The following is an 18,273-nucleotide window of genomic DNA, read 5'->3' on the forward strand; positions in this document are numbered from 1 at the left end:
GCCGTTTTTATAACTCTATAACCGGTTTGATAGTTAGAAAAGGAGGCTCCCATGATCGACCACATCTCCATTGGCGTGCGCGACATCGCCAAGACCCGAACGTTCTACGACGCGGCATTGGCGCCGCTGGGTTACAAGTGCCTGAGCGCCAGCGACAGCTCGCTGGGCTATGGCGGCGACGGTGTCGTGCTGTGGATCAGCGCCACCGACCATCCCGTAGCGGCCGATGACCGCTCCGGCCTGCACATCTGCTTCACCGCCGGCGATCGCAAAGGTGTCGATGCCTTCCACACCGCGGCCCTGAAGAAGGGCGGTCGCGACAACGGCAAGCCCGGTCTGCGCAAGGACTACGGCGACTCCTACTATGCCGCCTTCGTCGTCGATCCCGACGGTTATCGGATCGAGGCCTACTGCGGCAAACCGGCCTGAGCGCTTCAGCTGGCCACGCGATGGACGAGCTTGATCATTTGCGAGCCCAGTTGCCGCACGTCGCCCATCAGGATGCTGATCTCGTACGTCAGGACGAAACCGGCGGCATAGAATGGGCCGGGTGATTGCTTGGCGAGGCGAACCATCGCGTGGCTGAACCGCTGCAAGGACAGCTTGAGATAGATGAACGCGACCGCGGTGCCGACCAGCGCGCCGCCGATCAGGTCGCCGGCATAGTGGAAGCCCAGATAGAGCCGGGGCAGGCAGATGACGACCGCGGCCCAGGCCGCCGCGGCCCAGGCGAGGCGCCGGGAGATCGGCGCCAAGGCAGCGGCCATGGCGAAGAAGAGCGTCGCGTGATCGCTCGGGAACGAACTCCAGCCGCGCAGCACGGCGGGTGTCACGTGGGCCGGCAGTGTCAGCCCCAGTGACGGATCGTCCAGCGGCCGCAGCCGGGGAGGCAGGCCACTCTGGAGCAGGCGGCCCACCACGACAGCCAGCAAAGCAATCACCACCATGTTCACGACATGGGCGCGCACGCCGCTGTCGCCGCGGAACCAGAAGTACCAGGCTACGGCCATGAACAGCACGCCCTTCAGCAGGTCCATGTCGGCCAGGTAGAAGACGAGCAGATCGACGATCGGCGAGAGGCCGACCAGCTGGTTGATGTCCTGGGTGAGGGCGCGGTCGATGTCGCTGATGATGGTCATGTAACCATCATAAGAATGTAACAGTGCCTGTTGACGGCTGCGTTCAAGCAGCCACGGATTGGTCACAAAAGAGCTTCGGCGTGCGATCGCTGCCTTGTCGTGCGGGCGCGACGGCCCGATGATCGCATCGATGCGAAATGATCGGAGGCCGTGCGCATGACGGGCACGACGACAGGCAAGATCGAACAGCGCGCCCTGGGTCGGGGCGGATTGACGGCGGCGGCGGTCGGACTGGGCTGCATGCCGCTGTCCGGTGTCTACGGCGAGGCCGATGATGCGGCATCGGAAGATCTGATCCGCCATGCCCTCGACCTCGGTGTCAGCCACCTTGACAGCGCCGACATGTATGGCTGGGGCCACAACGAGACGCTGGTCGGTCGCGCCATCAAGGGCCGGCGCGATCAGGTCGTGCTTGCCACCAAGTTCGGCCAGACCAGGCCGCAGCGCCAGGGCGGGCCCAACGGCGTCAACGGCCGCCCCGACTATGTGGTCGAGGCCTGCGAGGCCAGCCTCCAGCGGCTGGGGGTCGACGTCATCGATCTCTACTACCAGCATCGGGTCGATCCTTCGGTGCCGATCGAGGACACGGTCGGCGCCATGGCGCGCCTGGTGACACAGGGCAAGGTGCGCTATCTCGGCCTGTCGGAGGCGCGGCCGCAGACGATCCGACGCGCGCACGCAACCCATCCGATCGCCGCCGTGCAGACCGAATACTCGCTGCTCTACCGCACCGAGGCCGAGGAGACGCGCGCCACCACGCGTGAACTGGGCATCGGTTTCGTGGCCTACTCACCCCTGGGTCGCGGCTTTCTCACCGGTACCATCACCGACCTCGCCCAGGTCGACGGTCGCCGCGCCGCGCATCCGCGGTTCCAGGCCGAGAACTTCGCGCAGAACCGCGCCCTGGTGGCGCGCTTCGAGGCGCTGGCGGCCGACAAGCGCTGCACGCCGGCGCAACTGGCGCTGGCCTGGGTGCTGGCCCAGGGCGACGATGTCGTCGCCATCCCCGGTACGCGCGCGCGTCAGCGGCTGGAAGAGAATCTCGGTGCGCTGCGCGTATCGCTCTCGACCGACGACGTGGCGTGCATTGCCGAGGCCATCCCCAACGGCGCCATCGCCGGCGCCCGCTATCCCGCCGCCGCGATGCAGGCGGTGTACCTCTAGTTTTTGTTACACGTGCAGCGCCTCGCCCAGCCCGCGCAGGCTGGCCTCGTGGAAGGCTTCGCCGAGAGTGGGATGGGCGTGGATGGTGCCGGCGATGTCCTCCAGCCGTGCGCCCATCTCCAGCGCCAGGCCGAATGCCGCGGACAGCTCCGACACGCCGGCGCCGACTGCGGCGATGCCCAGCACGAGATGATTGTCGCTGCGTGCCGTCACGCGCACGAAGCCGTCGTCGGCGCCGAGCGTCAGCGCGCGGCCGTTGGCCTGGAACGGAAACAGCGACGTCTGTACGGTATGGCCCGCCGCGCGCGCCTCGTCGGGTGACAGGCCGACGGTCACCACTTCCGGATCGGTGAAGCACACCGCCGGGATCGCCACCTTGTCGAACACGCGGCGCTGGCCGGCGATGATCTCGGCCACCATCGCACCCTGCGCCATGGCGCGGTGCGCCAGCATGGGCTCGCCGGTGACATCGCCGATCGCCCACACGTTGCGCATCGAGGTGGCGCAGCGTTCGTCGATGCGCACGGCGGCGCCGTTCATGGTGAGGTCGAGCTGATCGAGGCCGACGCCCGCGATGCGCGGCCGCCGCCCGACAGCGATCAGGAAATAGTCGGCCGCGATGTTGCGTGCCGCGGCGCCCGATTGCTCGACACGCAACGCATCGCCGTCGGCCGACAGGCCACCGGCGCGGGCGCCGGTGATGACGTCGATGCCCAATGCCTTCAATCGCCGCGCCACCGGGCGGGCGAGCTCGGCGTCATAGGCCGGCAGGATGCGGTCCTCGGCTTCGATCACCGTTACCTGGGTGCCGAGCTTGGCGTAGGCGGTGCCAAGCTCGAGTCCGATATAGCCGGCGCCGACGACGGCAAGGCGCTGCGGCACCGACGGCAGCGACAGCGCCTCGGTCGAGGAAATCACGCGGCCGCCGAACGGCAGCGACGGCAGCGCCACCGGCTGCGAGCCGGTGGCCAGCACGACGTGTTCGGCCCGGATCACCTGCGGGCCGGTGTCGGACTCGACGCGGCAGGTCTTGCCGTCGAGCATGGCGGCGCGGCCGCGCACGGTCTTGACGTTATGGCGTTTCAGCAGCGCCGTGACGCCGCCCTTGAGCTTGCCGACGATGCCGTCCTTCCACTCGATGGTGCGGGTGAAGTCGAGAGTCGGCCGCTCGACGCGCAGGCCGAAGGGCGCCGAGGTCGCCTGCGCCATGGCATGGCCGTAGGCATCGGCGGCGTGGATCAGTGCCTTGGAGGGAATGCAGCCGACATTGAGGCACGTGCCGCCCAGCACGTTTTCCTCGACCAGCATCACGTCGAGCCCGAGCTGGCCGGCGCGGATGGCGGTGACATAGCCGCCCGGCCCGCCGCCGATGACCAGCACCTTGACGCTTATCTCGCGCATATGATCACCCGTCGATGAAGATGGTGGCGGGGGCTTCGAGCAGGGCCTTGATGCGCTGGATGAAGCGTGCGGCGTCGTAGCCGTCGACGATGCGGTGATCGAACGACGACGACAGGTTCATCATCTTGCGCGGCACGAACTGGCCGCCCTGCCACATCGGCCGCACAGCGAGCTTGTTGATGCCGATGATCGCCACCTCCGGCCGGTTCAGCACCGGCGTCGAGACGATGCCGCCCAGCGCGCCCAGGCTGGTGATGGTGATGGTCGAGCCGGTCAGCTCCTCGCGCGTGGCACGGCCCTCGCGCGCCGCCTGCGCCAGCCGTTGTGCTTCGGCGGCGCCATCGAAGAGACCGCGCGCTTCGCAGTGGCGCGCCACCGGCACCATCAGTCCGTTGGGGGTTTGCGTGGCGATGCCGATATGCACGCCGCCGAAGCGTTCGACGACATCGGCTTCATCGTCATAGAGCGCGTTCATCTGCGGGAACTCGACCACCGCCTTGACGACAGCCTGCATCAGGAACGGCAGCAGGGTGAGCCGCGGCCGGTCCGGCTGTGCCTCGGCATTGAGTGCCGCGCGCAGATCCTCCAGGGCCGTGGCGTCAACTTCCTCGACATAGGCAAAGTGCGCGGCGCGGCGCTTGGCCTCGGCCATCCGCTGCGCAATGCGCCGGCGCAGGCCGACGACCTTGATGGTCTCGACGGCCGTGTTGGCTGTACGCGCGGCCGGGCCCGCGGCGGCGGGGCCGCCGCGCATGAAGATGTCGAGGTCGTCGTGGCTGATGCGCCCGGCCGGCCCGCTGCCGCGCACCTGGCGCAGGTCGATACCGGCATCGCGGGCGCGCTTGCGCACGGCCGGCGACGCCAGCGGCTTCTCGCCAGCCGCACGTGGCGGTCCCAGCGATATGCCCGGTACCGCCCGCGGCAGCGCGGGGCGGGTAGGTGCGGATGAGTCCGCTGCCGGTGCTGCCGCTGCGGTGCGCATCGCCACGACGTTGTCGGCGGCCGGTGCGGGCGCTGCGGCGGGTGGGCTGGCAGCGGCCTGGCGTGGCGTGGCGGCGACTTCCGCTGCGGCCGGTTCGTCGGCGGCGCCGGCAACTTCCAGCCGTACCAGTTCGGCGCCGACGGCGAGCGTGGCGCCCACCTCGGCGCCCAGCGCGATCACCGTGCCGGCGACGGGTGAGGGGACTTCCACCGTCGCCTTGTCGGTCATGACCGCGGCCAGCACCTGGTCTTCCAGCACCGCATCGCCGACCTTGACGTGCCACTCGACCACCTCGGCCTCGGCCACGCCTTCGCCGACATCCGGCAACTTGATGATGCGGATCGCCATCAGATCCTCCCCACGTCGTGGGGAGGTGCCCCGAAGGGGCGGAGGGGATCGGACGTGGTTTTGGTAACAGAGATCACGTGGGCTCCCCCTCCGGTCTTCGGCCATCTCCCCCACGCTGTGCGTGGGGGAGGGAAGGATGTGCAAATCATCTCAAGCCTCCATCACGGCTTTGAGCGTGCGGCCGATGCGGTCGGGGCCGGGGAAGTAGTCCCATTCCTGGGCGTGCGGGTAGGGCGTGTCCCAGCCGGTCACGCGCATGACCGGCGCCTCGAGATGATAGAAGCAATGCTCCTGCACCAGCGATGCCAGCTCGGCGCCGAAACCGGACGTCAAGGTCGCCTCGTGCACGACCACGCAGCGGCCGGTCTTGCGCACCGAAGTGGTGATGGCCTCGAGATCGAGCGGCAGCAGGGTGCGCAGGTCGATGATCTCGGCATCGACGCCGGCCTCTTCCGCCGCCGCCTGCGCCACGAACACCATGGTGCCGTAAGCCAGCACGGTCACGGCACTGCCCTCGCGGCGGATCACGGCCTTGCCCAGCGGCACGGTGTAGTGGCCGTCCGGTACCTCGCCCTGCGGGTGCTTCGACCACGGCGTGACCGGCCGGTCGTGATGGCCGTCGAACGGCCCGTTATAGAGCCGCTTGGGCTCGAGGAAGATCACGGGATCATCATCCTCGATGGCGGTGATCAGCAGGCCCTTGGCGTCGTAGGGGTTGGACGGCACCACGGTCTTCAGGCCGCAGACATGCGTGAACAGCGCCTCCGGACTCTGGCTGTGCGTCTGGCCGCCGAAAATGCCGCCGCCGGTGGGCATGCGCACCACCATCGGCGCCGTGAACTGGCCGTTGGAGCGATAGCGCAGGCGCGCCGCCTCCGAGACGATCTGGTCGTAGGCCGGATAGACGTAGTCGGCGAACTGGATCTCCACGCACGGCCGCAGGCCGTAGGCGGCCATGCCGACGGCGGCGCCGACGATTCCCGACTCGTTGATCGGCGCGTCGAAACAGCGGCTGCTGCCGTATTTCTGCTGCAGGCCCGCGGTGGCGCGGAACACGCCGCCGAAGTAGCCGACATCCTCACCGAACACGACGACGTTGTCGTCGCGCGCCATCGCGACGTCCATCGCATCGCGGATCGCCTCGACCATGGTACGGCGCGGCATGAATCTAGATCCTCCGGTCTGACCTTCTCCCCGCGCAGGCGGGGAGAAGGTGGCGCGAAGCGCCGGATGAGGGGCTTTTCGGTGCTTGGGCGGAGGTGCGGCATTTGTTGGCGAAGTATCGTGCGTTTCGAAACATCGTGAAGCCCCTCATCCGCCCTTCGGGCACCTTCTCCCCGCCTGCGCGGGGAGAAGGACGTTCAATACCCCGCCTGCTGGCGTTGGCGGCGCAGGTGCGGGGGCATCTCGGCGTAGACGCCTTCGAACATGTCGCGGGCCGAGGGGTGCGGGCCCGAGTGCAGGGTGCCGTGGCTCTCGGCTTCCTTCTGCGCGGCGATCACCTCGGCCATGACCTCGGCCTCGCGCTGCTTGTGGCGGTCCTCCGACCAGGCGCCGCGCGCGATCAGGTGATCCTTCAGGCGGATCACCGGATCGCCCAACGGCCACACGTCGGATTCCGTCTTCGGCCGGTACGCCGACGGATCGTCCGACGTCGAGTGCGCACCGACGCGGTAGGTGACGTACTCGATCAATGTCGGGCCCAGGCCGCGATGGGCGCGCTCGACCGCCCACTTCGCCACGGCATGGACGGCGAGATAGTCGTTGCCGTCGACGCGCAGCGCTGGAATGCCGAAGCCCAGGCCGCGGGCGGCGAAAGTGCCGGAGCCGCCGCGGGCGATACCCTGGAAGGTCGAGATCGCCCACTGGTTGTTGACGATGTTCAGCACCACCGGTGCCTTGTAGGTCGAGGCGAACACCAGCCCGGCATGGAAATCGGACTCGGCCGTCGAGCCGTCGCCGATCCAGGCCGCGGCGATCTTGGTGTCGCGCTTGATCGCCGACGCCATGGCCCAGCCCACCGCCTGGATGAACTGGGTCGCGAGATTGCCCGACACGGTGAAGAAGCCGTGGTCGCGCACCGAGTAGAGCACCGGCAGCTGGCGGCCCTTCAGCGGGTCGTTCTCGTTGGAGTAGATCTGGTTCATCATCTCGACCATCGGATAGCCGCCGGCGATCAGCAGGCCGGCCTGGCGGTAGGTCGGGAAATTCATGTCGCCGGGCTCGAGCGCCTTGCGGAAAGCGCAGCTCACGGCCTCCTCGCCCATGTGCTGCATGTAGAACGACGTCTTTCCCTGGCGCTGGCCCATCACCATGCGCGCATCGAAGGCGCGCAAGCTCATCATGTGGCGCAGGCCCTCCAGCAGTTCGCTGTCGGTCAGCAGGCCAGCCCATTCACCCACGGCTTCGCTCTCGCGGTTGAGCACGCGGATGATCGAATAGGCGAGGTCGCGGATATCCTCGGCCTTCACATCGACCGGTGGTCGGCGCACCGAGCCGGCGCGGGGAATGCTCACATGGCTGAAGTCTGGCGTGCCGCCGGGCCGCACCGCCGGCTCCGGAACATGGAAGGAGAGGGGCTGGCGGTCGGACATGACGCACTCCGTTGCGGCACGATACGGCCGCCACCAAGCCTAGGGCGGCGGCGGGGCGGAATGAAGGGGTGAAATCGGGCTGCGGTCGTCTTGGGGCTGGCAGAAAGGGCAGATACGGCCAGAAAGTCAGGTTGGTATTTGATCCCAAGGTCTTGCACGACGTTGTTTATCGTGGCCAACGGGCGGCAGAAAGCGGCCAGATACGGCCAGAAAGTCGGTCGCTCATCAGCGGGACCTCCGATAGGCGCATGTTCGGCGCCTCCTTGAAGGAACGGGTGCCCGGGCCAAACGCGCGAGCCGCTTCCCATATGGGTATTCTCGATTGGAGAACAAGACCTTTTGGGTCACAGCCGTCGGGGAACCCAACGCCACGCCCGCGGTTGTCATCCGAACGCGGTTTTATCGGGTGGCCATCGTGCTGCCGACCTTCGCAAGGAGTGTCCCATGGCGTTGAATCGAAACTTGCTTTTCGTTGTCGCAACCAGCGTCGGCCTGGGCAGCCTCGTCGTGGTGCCGTCCGTGGTGGCGCAGTCCACCGCGCCGCCGCCGGGGCAGACGCAACCGCAGCCCACCAACGTCAGCGACAAGGAAATCGACACCTTCGCCGCTGCGGCCACGGAGGTGCGGCAGCTGAACAAGCAATGGTCGCCCAAGGTCCAGGAAGCGGCCAAGCAGAGTCCCGAGGCCGCCGAAAAGACGCGGCAGCAGGCGCTGACCGAAATGGCACAGGCGGTCGAGCGCAAGGGCATGTCGGTCGATCGCTACCAGCAGATCTTCGAGATCGCCCAGGCCGACCGCGAGGTGCAGCGCAAGATCGTCGACCGCATGCCGAAGGACCAGTAGGTCAGGCCGTCGTCGATACACACGACACGCGAACTTCCGCTTGCGACATCGGGCCGATACGCCGGCCCGATAGGGTGCTCCTACAGACGGAGGGCAAGGCGCTCTCCTGAAATCCAGGGAGACACCCATGTTTCGCACGATCATGATCACCGTAACCCTTGTGGTCGCCGCCTTCGGGGCCACCCAGCCGGCCCGCGCCGATGCCGAACTCAACGGCACGCTGTGGAACGGCGTCGAGGTGAACGGAATCTTTTTCAACGGCGCCGCGTGGAACGGTGGCGGCGGCAACGGCATTGCCTACAATGGCTATGCCTGGAACGGATACGTGTGGAACGGCGGCTGGTACAACGGCGTGGCCAGCGACGCGCAGCCCGCGACGGTGATCGCGATCGAACTGCCGCCGGCACGCTAGGCCGCGGCGACACCTGCGGTCGTGCGGTCATCCCCCAGCACAGCGAGGGATCTGGAGAGTTCAGTCTTTGGCTGAGCCTCAGGGCACCGCGTAAACTCGAGCGGTTAGGTTCGACGGACCTTGGGACTCGGCTGAAATTGATCGCACGACTGCCAATGTGCGGCCATCCAAGGACCAAGCTAAACGATGGTAGACCAAGCCATCCATGGCGAATGTGGCGACGACGCCGGCATCGTGACCCACGCTACGCTCGCTTGGCGAGCGCTGGGAGGTATTCCGGATCTCGATCAATGTTCCGTTCCGGCCATCTGCACCGACGGCATCGTAGACCAACGCCAGGCGATCATCATTCGGAGCAAAGACGGCCACCGGGATTTTTGACACCGAAGCCCCAGGCGGCGGCGACAGTGTCAGCAGACCTTTGCTGCACAGGATCTGTTGGGTGATGGATTGCACGGGCTCGATGCGTCCATTGCGAAGGTTCAGCGAATCCCGCGTTGTGACGATTGCTGTAAGCAAGTTGTCTCGACTCGTCACCACACCGATATTGCTGCGTCCCACTGGACCGATGCACTTCGTGTTGTCGAAACCGGGCACGATACTCTCGGTTCCGTCTGCTAGCCGATACATATGTCGGAAATGTCGATCGCCCAGGACGATGGCGGCCCCATCATCGACAAAGGACACGTCATCGCCTGGCAGCCCGCTACGCACCTCTGCGACCGGCCTTCCATCCGGAATTGCGAAGACGCGCACCGATGACGTGCCCGGATTCCAGATGGCTGCCAGGTCGTTGCCCATCGAAATGGCGACCGACGGTTTCGGGGTTACGACCGGAAGCCGCCACAACTCCCGTCCATCCCCTAGGCTGTAGGCGACCAACGCCTGCTTGCCAGGGTCGTCAGGAAAGGGGCCAGCCGCCATAAGAGCCGTGCGCGACAGGGCGATCTTTGTCGACGGCCAAACGTCGATACCCGTCACAGGAAAGCTCGCGATACAGCCAGCGGCGACATCTGGGAGCAGCGGGCCACAGGACGGTTCCGCCGGCTGGGTCCTCCCGCCCCAGCGCTGCCAGCTTAGGTAGCCGGCTGTTGCAACAAGGAGAACCGCAGCGGCGGCAACGCCTACCAGCCTTAATCTCATAGCACCCCGCGTCGAAACACCTGGCGCAGGTCTTTGCGCGTCGGCGCCAAAATCTTCGCCAGCGGCGTATTGTAGCTCAGCATGTACACAACGAAGGAGGAATTGGCCAAGCTGCCGAAATTCTCGCTCACCCCTAGCGCAGCGAGGGATCCAGGCATCGACCCTCGATCCTCGCTGCGCCCGGGATGACAGCGGAGATCGAGCGATCGCGTGCGTCTATTCGAACAAGTCAGACGCTAGCCGCTCAGCGGCTTGCCGGCGCTGGTGGCCCAGGCCTTGGCCATCAGCGTGTTGCTGGGCGCGGCCTTGTCCTGCAGCTTGCGCGCGGTCTCGGCGCCGGCGACGGGCAGGCCGGTGGGATCGAGCCTGCCGATCTGCACCAGCACCGAGGCCTGGTCCCAATAGATGTGTTCGTGCGCCACCTTGTCACCCACGAAGTGCACGATGGCGATCAGCGGGATCTCGACGGTGCAGCCGGTCGGCGCGACGCCGGGCAGCATCCAGTCGATCTCGCGCGTGTGGGTGAAGCAGAACAGCATCTCGTCGACCAAGGTGTCGTTGCCGATGGTGCGGCTGATCGGGACGAGGCGCGTGTCCTCGGGATTGGCGCCGACGAAATGATATTTGTAGAAGCGCTTCAACTCGTCATGGCCGACGCCGCCGGTCATCGTCGGGATGTGATTGACGTAGGGCTGCGGCACCATCGTGGCCATGGTCGCATCGACATCGCGGGTCTCGAACTCGTGACGGCAATGCGCCTCCCACAGGGCGGCGAGGTCGTGCTGGGACATGGCTTCCTCCGTATCGCGGAGGCCATGGTAGCCGGCACCACGGGGCTCGCGTCAATCAGCGCGTGAGCGAAGACGGCGCCGTGCACGTTCAATCCGTTGCAAATCCAACGGCACCACCCAGAGCCGGAGACGGCAACCGTGCCTGCGGCCGCTCCCCATCGAAGGAGAGCGGCATCGCGATCAGTTGTACGCCTGATGTTCCCGTTACCGCCTGCACCATGCCCAGAGCGCCGGTCTGTTCATGGGACAGCACCTCGGGAATGGTCTGGATGGAGGCGCACGGAACGCCGGCCGCCTGCAGCATTTCGGCCCATGCCGCGCGCGGGCGGGTTCGCAGCCGCTCCGTGACGAGGGCCTCCAGCGCGCCACGGTTGAGCACGCGGTCGCTGTTGTTGAGAAAGCGCGGGTCGGTGGCCCATTCCGGATGGCCCAGTACGTCGCTGAGCGTGCGGAACAGCCGGTCGCTGCCGGCGCCGATGATCAGCGGGCCGTCTGCCGTCTCAAACGCACCATAGGGCACGACGGACGGATGCTTCGAGCCCTCGCGGCGGGGCGGCGTGCCGGAGGCCAGGAAGTTCGATGCCGCGATGCTGGTCCAGCACACCGCGGTCTCGAACAGCGAGGTCTGTACCAGGCAGCCTTCGCCGGTGCGCGCACGTCGCAGCAGCGCGCCGAGCACGCCGATGGCGGTCCACATGCCAGAGCCGAGATCGTTGATCGACGGCCCGCAGCGGACCGGCGTGCCGCCGGACTCGCCGGTGATGCTCATCGGGCCGCCGAACGCCTGTACCAGCAGTTCGTAGCCCGGCTGCCGGTTCATCGGGCCGAGATGCCCGAAGGCACCGATATCGGCATAGATCAGCCGCGGGAAGCGCGCGCGCATGGCTTGTGCGCCGATGCCGAGCTTCTCGGGCACGCCGGGGCGGAGGTTGTGGATGAAGACATCGGCCTCCGCCATCAGCGCCAGCATGCACGCCAGCCCATCGGGCGATTTCATATCCAGCGCCACGCTGCGCTTGTTTCGGTTCATCTGATGGAACAGCGCGGCATCGCCATTCCAGAACGGAGGACCCCAGCCGCGCGCGTCGTCGCCGCCATCAGGCCGCTCGACCTTGAGGACGTCGGCGCCCATGTCAGCCAGGATCTCCGCCGCGTAGGGCGCGGCGAGGATCTGCCCGAGCTCCAGGACCTTGATGCCGGCCAACAACATCTACTTCTTCCTTGCCGCCTGGTGATCGAGGAAGCGCTGCAGCAGCTCGCGCGGCTCGGCGATCTCGTGAGTCTCGGCGAAGATGTCGATGCCGCGCTGGACGGCCTGCTCCATCGGCAGGGTCTCCCAGGCGCGAATGAGCTTCTTCTGCAGCCGCACGCCGCGCACGCTGTTGGCCGCCAGCGACGTCAGCCAGGCGTCCACGGCGGCGTCCAGTTCGGCGGCGGGGACGACGCGCTCGACGAGACCCCATTGCAGGGCTTCCTCGGCCGGGATCATGTCGCCCAGCAACAGCATCTGCCGCGTCCGGCCCCAGCCGATCAGTCCCGGGAAGAGGGCAGCCTCGACGACCGAGGGCATGCCGAAGCGCACCTCGGGCATGCCGAGCTTGGCCCCTTCGACCGCGACACGCATGTCGCAGGCCGCCATCAGCTCAAGCCCGGCGCCCAAGGTGAAGCCGTTGACCCGGCCGATGACCGGGGCGGGACAGTCGCGCAGGCAGCGGCAGGCCTCGTGGACGCCGGTGATGAAGGCGCGGGCGGCGCCCGGCTGGTGCAGGGTCGACAGCTCCTGAATGTCGGCGCCACCGACGAAGGCCTTGTCGCCCCAGCCGGTGACGACGATGGCGCGCAACGCGGCGTCTGTCCCGAGCTGCTCGACGGCGGCGACGAACGCGCGGATGACGCTGGAGTTCAGTGCGTTCAGTTTGGCGCGGTTGTCGATGGTGACATACGCGACACCCGCAAACGCGGGGCGCTCGTCATGACGCACATGGACAAAAGGACCGGAAGACATCGGGTGGTTCACTCCTGCGGGTTCGGGCGGAGAGAACCGGGTTCGCCATCGATAATCCAAGACTAAGATAGGCTGACAGCCATAGGTTCAGCTTATGCCAGTGCCAATCGTGCCTTCCAGCGTCCGCGTTCAACCAACCGCGTCGCCACGGTCAGGATGGCTTGTTCGACGGCGCGCACCGCGCGCGTCTGCGGCACGTCGGCCTGGCCGCAGAGGAAGACCGAGCGCTGGAGCGCCGGCGAAACGATGCGTGCGGCCGAGAGCCGGCCCGCCGCCACATCCTCGCGCACCGTGTTGCTTGACAGGACCGAATGGCCGGTGCCGGCGGCGACCAGCTCCTTGATCTGTGGGATGGCGTCCACCTCGACCCTCACGCGCAACTCGACGCGCGCCCGCCGGGCGTAGTCGTTCAGCAGTTCGCGCAGGCTGTGCGGGCGGCCGGGGATGACGAGCGTCAGCTGCGCCAGCCGGGAGAAGCGCAACGGCTTGGGGGCGATGCCGTCGGGGCCGCGGTCGAAAGCACCGGGCGGGCCGATGGCGAGCAGATCCTCGTCCAGCAGGCGTCGCGCCTTCAGTCCCACCGTGTCCGCCTTGCGGAAGACGAAGCCGACGTCCGTCCGTCCGGTGCGCAGCAGGTCGGGGATGTAGCCCGTGTTGCTCTCGCGCACGCTCAGCGCGACGCGCGGGAGGCTGTGCAGCACCTCTTCCACCAGCGGCCGCGTCAGGACCATCGCCACCGATTGCGGGAAGCTGACGGTGACGGTGCCGATGGTCGTCGCCGCGTCACCCAGCAGATCGTCGCGCGCCAACGCCAGCGCTTGCCCGATGTGCCGCGCATGGCCCAGCAGCTTGGTCCCCGCCTCGGTCAGCGCCACGCCGCGCGGCATGCGGTGCAGCAACTGCGAGCCCAGCTCGCCCTCCAGGTTGCGGATCTGTGCGCTGAGCGCCGGCTGGGATACGTGCAGCCGCTCGGCCGCGCGGGAGATCGAGCCTTCTTCGGCGATGGCGACGAAATAGCGAAGAATGCGGGCATCCATCACTCATAATGCCAGGCTATGGCAGCGATCATCAATATGACTTTGTATTCTGGATCGGGGACGGGCAGCTTCCGTGGCAATACGGAGGAATGACATGAACGCCACGAGGCGCAGCCTGCTCGCCGCTGCGCTCGCCCTGTCCGCCATCGGCCCCGCCCGCGCCCAGGACTGGCCGGCGGGCCAGACCATCCGCATCGTCGTCGGCTACCCGGCGGGAGGGCCTACCGATCTCGTGGCGCGCCTCGTCGCCGCCGGACTGCGCGATGCAATCGGCGCGCCCGTGATCGTCGAGAATCGCGGCGGCGCCAGCGGCAGCATCGGCGCCGTGGTTGCGGCGCGCGCCAAGCCTGATGGCACCACCCTCTGGCTCGGCCCGGTCCAGACGCAGGTGCTCAACCCGCTGCTCATGCGCAACGTCCGCTACGATCCGTTGAAAGACTTCGTGGGCATCGGAACCGTCGCGGCACTGCCCAACGCGCTGGTGGTGAACCCGCGTACGCTCGACGTGCGTTCGGTGCAGGAGCTTGTCGCGCGCGGCAAGCGCGAGCCCGGCGGGCTGAGCTACGGGACTTACGGGGCGGGCAGCTCGCCCCACATGTTTTCCGTGCTGCTGCAGAAGATCGCCGGCTTCGAGGCACTGCAGGTGCCTTACCAGGGCAGCGCGCCAGCCGCGACGGCGCTGCTGTCCGGCGAGATCAGCTTCCTGTTCGACAACATCACGTCGACCATCGCGCGGGTGCAGGGGGGACAGGCGCGCGCCTTGGCGGTGACGTCGCGGGCACGGTCCCCGGCCTTGCCGGATGTGCCGACGATGGCGGAAGCCGGCGTGACCGACTTCAATCTCAATTTCTGGTTCGCGCTTTACGCCCCCGTCGACACGCCCGAACCGATCGTGATGCGTCTGCGCCAGGCGCTGGGTCACGCTGTCGCGGCGCCTGAATTCGCGCAGCAACTTGCCGCACGCGGGGCCGAGCCGTTCGTCATGCCGGCGGCCGATCTCCAGGGCTTCTTCGAGGCCGAGGCACGGCACTGGGCCGCGCTGGTGCGTGACGCAGGTCTTCAGCCGGAATGACCTGGGAGCGCTGGCGTCTCGCCCGCTCATGGCGGGTGCAGTCCTTGATGCGGGCCAGAGGCCCGCGCTCCCAGGAGCATTCCCTCGCTAGTACCGACTATCGCTCGAGTGTGACTCAGGATCGTCATCCCGAGCGCAGCGAGGGATCTTCTGAAAGTGACGCACGGGTGCGCCTGCATTGAAAGATCCCTCGCTGTGCTCGGGATGACAACTGTATCAGGGACGCGTGATTCCGGGTACTAGCGCCGCGGCGTCCTTCCGCGTATGCGGTCAAAGCCCTGCTTGATCGCGGCGAAGCGCGCGTCGATCATGGGCTCGCGTTCGGTGTCGGTGAAGATGTAGGGCCAGTCATTTTCGATTGCCTCGCGAACCAGTTCGCCGACATAGAGCGGATCGATGCCATTGTTGGTCCGCTCCTGGAATGCCTTGATGAAATCGGCGACCGGTCCTTCCATCGGCGGACTGTCGATCTTCCCAACGAACCGCTGCGGCACGTTGCGACGAAAATTCATGATCTGAGTGCGGACAACGCCCGGACACAGGACGGATACCCCGATTTTCCGCGGCGCGAGCGCCTGACGCAGTCCTTCGGACAGAGCCACCACGCCATATTTGCTCACATCATACTCCGGACTTCCTCCAGCAATCAGCCCGAAGACGGACGCCGTGGAAACAACTTGCCCTCCTTCGCCGTGCGCCTCGATCAGCGGACCGAAAATCTCGATGCCCCAAATCACCGACATCAGATTGACGTCGAGAACCCAATGCCAACCCGCATCTGTCCAATGACCATAACCCCGGCCGCCGGGGACCCCCGCATTGTTGACCAGAATATGGACTTTTCCGTAGCGCGACATGGTGGCATCCGCTGCGGCTTGGAGTTCTGCTTTAAGCGATACATCCGCTCTCACGCCGTCAACGTTGGCGTTGGTAAGTTTCAATTTCGCTACCGCCGTTGCCAACGCCTCTCCCTCGATGTCGCATAACATGACATTCACCCCCGCGTGCGACAGCGCCGTGGCGATCCCTAATCCGATGCCTGATGCTGCTCCAGTGACGAAGGCTGTCCGTCCGGTAAGGTCTTGCATGTGCGTGTTTCCGTTGCTTTTGCAATTGGCCTTGGCAGGATACTATCTGGATCGCTGAGGTTTCTTACTTAAGCTCAGAGGCGCGCCGCGCGCCATGTCCGGTTTGGGTCGTTCGCGACCGAGTCGAGCCAGTAGTAAGTCCGGCCATGTCCGCCGAAAGCGGAAGTAACTTCAGACCAGCGAGACAGCGACGGCGTCTGGGATCGGATCATGAATGGCTTGGCGACGGCTCACGATGCGACCATCCAAATGATCGATACGTCCGTTATACGCGTGCACCAGCCTGGAACGCGGGTCACTGATACAGCTGTCATCCCGAGCGCAGCGAAGATCTTCTGAAGTGACGCACGGGTGCGCCTGCATCGAAAGATCCCTCGCTGCGCTCGGGATGACGATCCTGAGTCACATGCCAACGAGAGCCGGTCCTAGGCTTGAGACGACTGTCGCAACGTCCCGTCTTCAGGGACCAACGTCAGCCCACACGCCCGACGGATGGCGATCTGAACCGGCGAGGGTGGCAATGCCGGATCGAATGCGCCCGCTGGCAGCAGCGGCGGCTGCGCCATGAAGCGCGGCTGCTGGCCTCGGTGCGATTGCGCGGCGTGAACGAGGAACGGGTGGCACAGGTAGACGGTGCCTGCCGAACCCGTTGCCAGTTCAACCGCACAATCTTCCGTCGACGCATAGCCATCGGCGGAGATCTGCCTGAGCGTCGCGCCGGCATCGCCGTAGGGCATCAACTGACGCGCAATGGCGCCGTGCGAGCCTTTGCGGATCCGCGTGGGCGCATCATCAGGGCCGACATCCGAGAACAGGAAGAGCATCAGCAAGGCGCGTCCGCGGCTCGTCACATTGGCGCGCCATTCCATGAAGTCCGGATTGTCGGAGCCGAAGCTCACGTCGATGTGCCAGCCGTCGTCACCAGGGGCCTGTGGTGAAGGAAAGCGGATCGGAAAGGTCCCAAGGCCTTTGGGCGCAAGCCAGCGACCACTGCCGACGAGTTGATCATAGGCTTGGTGCAGGCGCGGCGTGTTGGCGGCTTCGATGAAGGGGCGCGACGCCTTGGATGCCACCCGAACGACGGGATGAATCCAGTTTTCGGGTTCGTCCGGCGACAGGCCAATGTCGGCCCACAACGCGTCCCGGCATTGCTCCGCAAGCTGCGTGCTGAAAGCCGTCTCGACTTTGACGAATCCGTCGTCGATGAAGCTCTGGACCTGACGCGAAGTCAGGCCGGTGTGCTCGATTTCGGGCATTGCACAGTCTCCGCTCGGCCGCCGTGTCAGCGCAGCCGTTGTGATCAGGGGGCGCGGATGCGCCGGAACGACCTGGGTCGTTCAGATCAGCGCGAAGACTGTGGACATGAACATCATGGCGGGAGCGTATACGGAAGCAGAAAGGCGGAATCAAGATGGGCACGACAGCGCGTGGTCAGAGCCCGCGCAACAGTTCCTCGATCATGGCTGGATCCTTCTCCCCCGGCGCGCGTTCGACGGCCGAAGAGAGGTCCACGCGCACGGCGCCGGACAGCGTGATGGCTTGCCTCACGTTCGTCGCGTTCAGACCACCCGCCAGAAACCAGGGCGTGGCAACGCTTTGTCCCGGCAAGAGCGTCCAGTCGAAGGTGGCCGCATTGCCGCCGGGAAGCGCGGCGCCTGTGGGCGGGGCGGCATCGAACAAGAAATAGTCCGCGACACCCTCGTGCGCTCTCACAGTGTCGAAATCCTCCGCCGTGGCAATGGGAACGGCGCGGATGATGGGCGTTTTCCATCTGGCTTTCAGATCCGCCGCCCGTCGGGGTGGTTCCTTGCCGTGCAACTGGATGAGGTCGGGCACAAAGAGCCGGAAGATTTCTTCGAACAAGGCGTCATCGGCGTCGACCGTCACCACGGCGCTCTTCATGCCGAGTGGTACGTGCTGGGAGAGTGCGGCCGCCTGCTCGGGTGACACATAGCGCGGGGAGGGCCGGTAAACGTTGAAGCCCACATAGGCGGCACCGCCCCTGGCGGCGGCTTCCAGTGCCTCCGTCGTCTTCACCCCGCAGATTTTGACTTCGACTTTCGCCATGTTCCCATCCTAGTCCCTGCTATCGCTTGAGCGTGACTCGGAACTGTCTTCCCGAGCGCCCCTTCGACAGGCTCAGGAGAGGGATCTTTCGATGCAGACGCACCCGTGCGTCACTTGCAGAAGATCCCTCGCTGCGCTCGGGATGACGGCTGTATCCGTGACCCAAACGGCGGGCCCACAGCGGATT

At 66.3% G+C, this 18,273-nt stretch carries 18 protein-coding genes and 1 pseudogene; 6 read left to right on the top strand and 13 right to left on the bottom strand.

Translation table 11 applies throughout. From position 1 onward, the window contains the following. Positions 1-51 precede the first annotated feature (51 nt). Entirely contained in the window at positions 52-429 is a 378-nt protein-coding gene (locus tag FQU96_RS17805; RefSeq protein WP_146542668.1) for a VOC family protein, read from the top strand. Positions 430-434: 5 nt separating this feature from the next. On the opposite strand, the gene FQU96_RS17810 is transcribed toward FQU96_RS17805, so the two are convergent. Next, positions 435-1,139, bottom strand: a complete 705-nt coding sequence (locus FQU96_RS17810; RefSeq protein ID WP_146542669.1) for a phosphatase PAP2 family protein — start codon at positions 1,137-1,139, stop codon at positions 435-437. A gap of 180 nt (positions 1,140-1,319) precedes the next feature. Here FQU96_RS17810 and FQU96_RS17815 point away from each other — a divergent pair, with 180 nt between their 5' ends. Continuing rightward, positions 1,320-2,303, top strand: a complete 984-nt coding sequence (locus FQU96_RS17815) for an aldo/keto reductase (protein WP_178130593.1) — start codon at positions 1,320-1,322, stop codon at positions 2,301-2,303. A gap of 6 nt (positions 2,304-2,309) precedes the next feature. Here FQU96_RS17815 and lpdA read toward each other — a convergent pair whose 3' ends face one another. From lpdA to FQU96_RS17835, 4 genes are all read right to left on the bottom strand, one after another. After that, positions 2,310-3,704 (bottom strand): dihydrolipoyl dehydrogenase, encoded by a 1,395-nt coding sequence (gene lpdA, locus FQU96_RS17820; protein ID WP_146542671.1) that lies wholly within the window; start codon positions 3,702-3,704, stop codon positions 2,310-2,312. Positions 3,705-3,708: 4 nt separating this feature from the next. Continuing rightward, a complete protein-coding gene (locus tag FQU96_RS17825; RefSeq protein WP_146542672.1) occupies positions 3,709-5,034 on the bottom strand; it encodes a dihydrolipoamide acetyltransferase family protein in 1,326 nt (441 codons plus the stop codon). Positions 5,035-5,184: 150 nt separating this feature from the next. Then, positions 5,185-6,198 carry an alpha-ketoacid dehydrogenase subunit beta gene (locus FQU96_RS17830; protein ID WP_146542673.1) on the bottom strand — a complete coding sequence of 338 codons (1,014 nt, stop codon included), beginning with the start codon at positions 6,196-6,198 and terminating at the stop codon, positions 5,185-5,187. Positions 6,199-6,395: 197 nt separating this feature from the next. After that, positions 6,396-7,628, bottom strand: a complete 1,233-nt coding sequence (locus FQU96_RS17835) for a 3-methyl-2-oxobutanoate dehydrogenase (2-methylpropanoyl-transferring) subunit alpha (RefSeq protein WP_146542674.1) — start codon at positions 7,626-7,628, stop codon at positions 6,396-6,398. A 444-nt stretch (positions 7,629-8,072) separates the two neighbouring features. Between FQU96_RS17835 and FQU96_RS17840 the strand changes: the two genes are divergently transcribed. Further along, a complete protein-coding gene (locus tag FQU96_RS17840) occupies positions 8,073-8,471 on the top strand; it encodes a DUF4168 domain-containing protein (protein ID WP_146542675.1) in 399 nt (132 codons plus the stop codon). Positions 8,472-8,598: 127 nt separating this feature from the next. Continuing rightward, positions 8,599-8,883 carry a hypothetical protein gene (locus FQU96_RS17845; RefSeq protein WP_146542676.1) on the top strand — a complete coding sequence of 95 codons (285 nt, stop codon included), beginning with the start codon at positions 8,599-8,601 and terminating at the stop codon, positions 8,881-8,883. A 78-nt stretch (positions 8,884-8,961) separates the two neighbouring features. Here FQU96_RS17845 and FQU96_RS17850 read toward each other — a convergent pair whose 3' ends face one another. The 5 genes from FQU96_RS17850 to FQU96_RS17870 all read right to left on the bottom strand — a co-directional run bounded on the left by FQU96_RS17850 (position 8,962) and on the right by FQU96_RS17870 (position 13,859). After that, positions 8,962-9,864, bottom strand: coding sequence for a hypothetical protein (locus FQU96_RS17850; RefSeq protein WP_146542677.1), 903 nt, complete (start codon positions 9,862-9,864; stop codon positions 8,962-8,964). Between the two features lie 398 nt (positions 9,865-10,262). Then, positions 10,263-10,817 carry an ester cyclase gene (locus FQU96_RS17855; protein ID WP_146542678.1) on the bottom strand — a complete coding sequence of 185 codons (555 nt, stop codon included), beginning with the start codon at positions 10,815-10,817 and terminating at the stop codon, positions 10,263-10,265. 88 nt (positions 10,818-10,905) lie between these two features. Continuing rightward, positions 10,906-12,027: a CaiB/BaiF CoA-transferase family protein gene (locus tag FQU96_RS17860; protein WP_146542679.1), complete on the bottom strand. Its 1,122-nt coding sequence runs from the start codon at positions 12,025-12,027 to the stop codon at positions 10,906-10,908. After that, a complete protein-coding gene (locus FQU96_RS17865) occupies positions 12,028-12,822 on the bottom strand; it encodes an enoyl-CoA hydratase (RefSeq protein ID WP_146542680.1) in 795 nt (264 codons plus the stop codon). A gap of 92 nt (positions 12,823-12,914) precedes the next feature. Then, on the bottom strand, positions 12,915-13,859 hold the full coding sequence (locus FQU96_RS17870) for a LysR family transcriptional regulator (RefSeq protein ID WP_146542681.1): 945 nt from the start codon (positions 13,857-13,859) through the stop codon (positions 12,915-12,917). A 94-nt stretch (positions 13,860-13,953) separates the two neighbouring features. Between FQU96_RS17870 and FQU96_RS17875 the strand changes: the two genes are divergently transcribed. Further along, positions 13,954-14,931 (top strand): tripartite tricarboxylate transporter substrate binding protein, encoded by a 978-nt coding sequence (locus tag FQU96_RS17875; protein ID WP_146542682.1) that lies wholly within the window; start codon positions 13,954-13,956, stop codon positions 14,929-14,931. A gap of 239 nt (positions 14,932-15,170) precedes the next feature. On the opposite strand, the gene FQU96_RS17880 is transcribed toward FQU96_RS17875, so the two are convergent. Then, positions 15,171-16,019: an SDR family NAD(P)-dependent oxidoreductase gene (locus FQU96_RS17880; RefSeq protein WP_146542683.1), complete on the bottom strand. Its 849-nt coding sequence runs from the start codon at positions 16,017-16,019 to the stop codon at positions 15,171-15,173. Positions 16,020-16,211: 192 nt separating this feature from the next. Here FQU96_RS17880 and FQU96_RS42710 point away from each other — a divergent pair. Beyond that, a pseudogene (locus FQU96_RS42710) lies at positions 16,212-16,319 on the top strand (IS5/IS1182 family transposase); the annotation flags it as partial. A gap of 125 nt (positions 16,320-16,444) precedes the next feature. Here the strand turns inward: FQU96_RS42710 and FQU96_RS17885 are convergent. Continuing rightward, positions 16,445-17,275: a phytanoyl-CoA dioxygenase family protein gene (locus tag FQU96_RS17885; protein WP_146542684.1), complete on the bottom strand. Its 831-nt coding sequence runs from the start codon at positions 17,273-17,275 to the stop codon at positions 16,445-16,447. Positions 17,276-17,450: 175 nt separating this feature from the next. After that, a complete protein-coding gene (locus FQU96_RS17890) occupies positions 17,451-18,086 on the bottom strand; it encodes a phosphoribosylanthranilate isomerase (protein WP_146542685.1) in 636 nt (211 codons plus the stop codon). Between the last annotated feature and the right edge of the window lie 187 nt (positions 18,087-18,273).

This window comes from Reyranella sp. CPCC 100927, assembly GCF_007859315.1.
GTDB lineage: Bacteria > Pseudomonadota > Alphaproteobacteria > Reyranellales > Reyranellaceae > Vineibacter.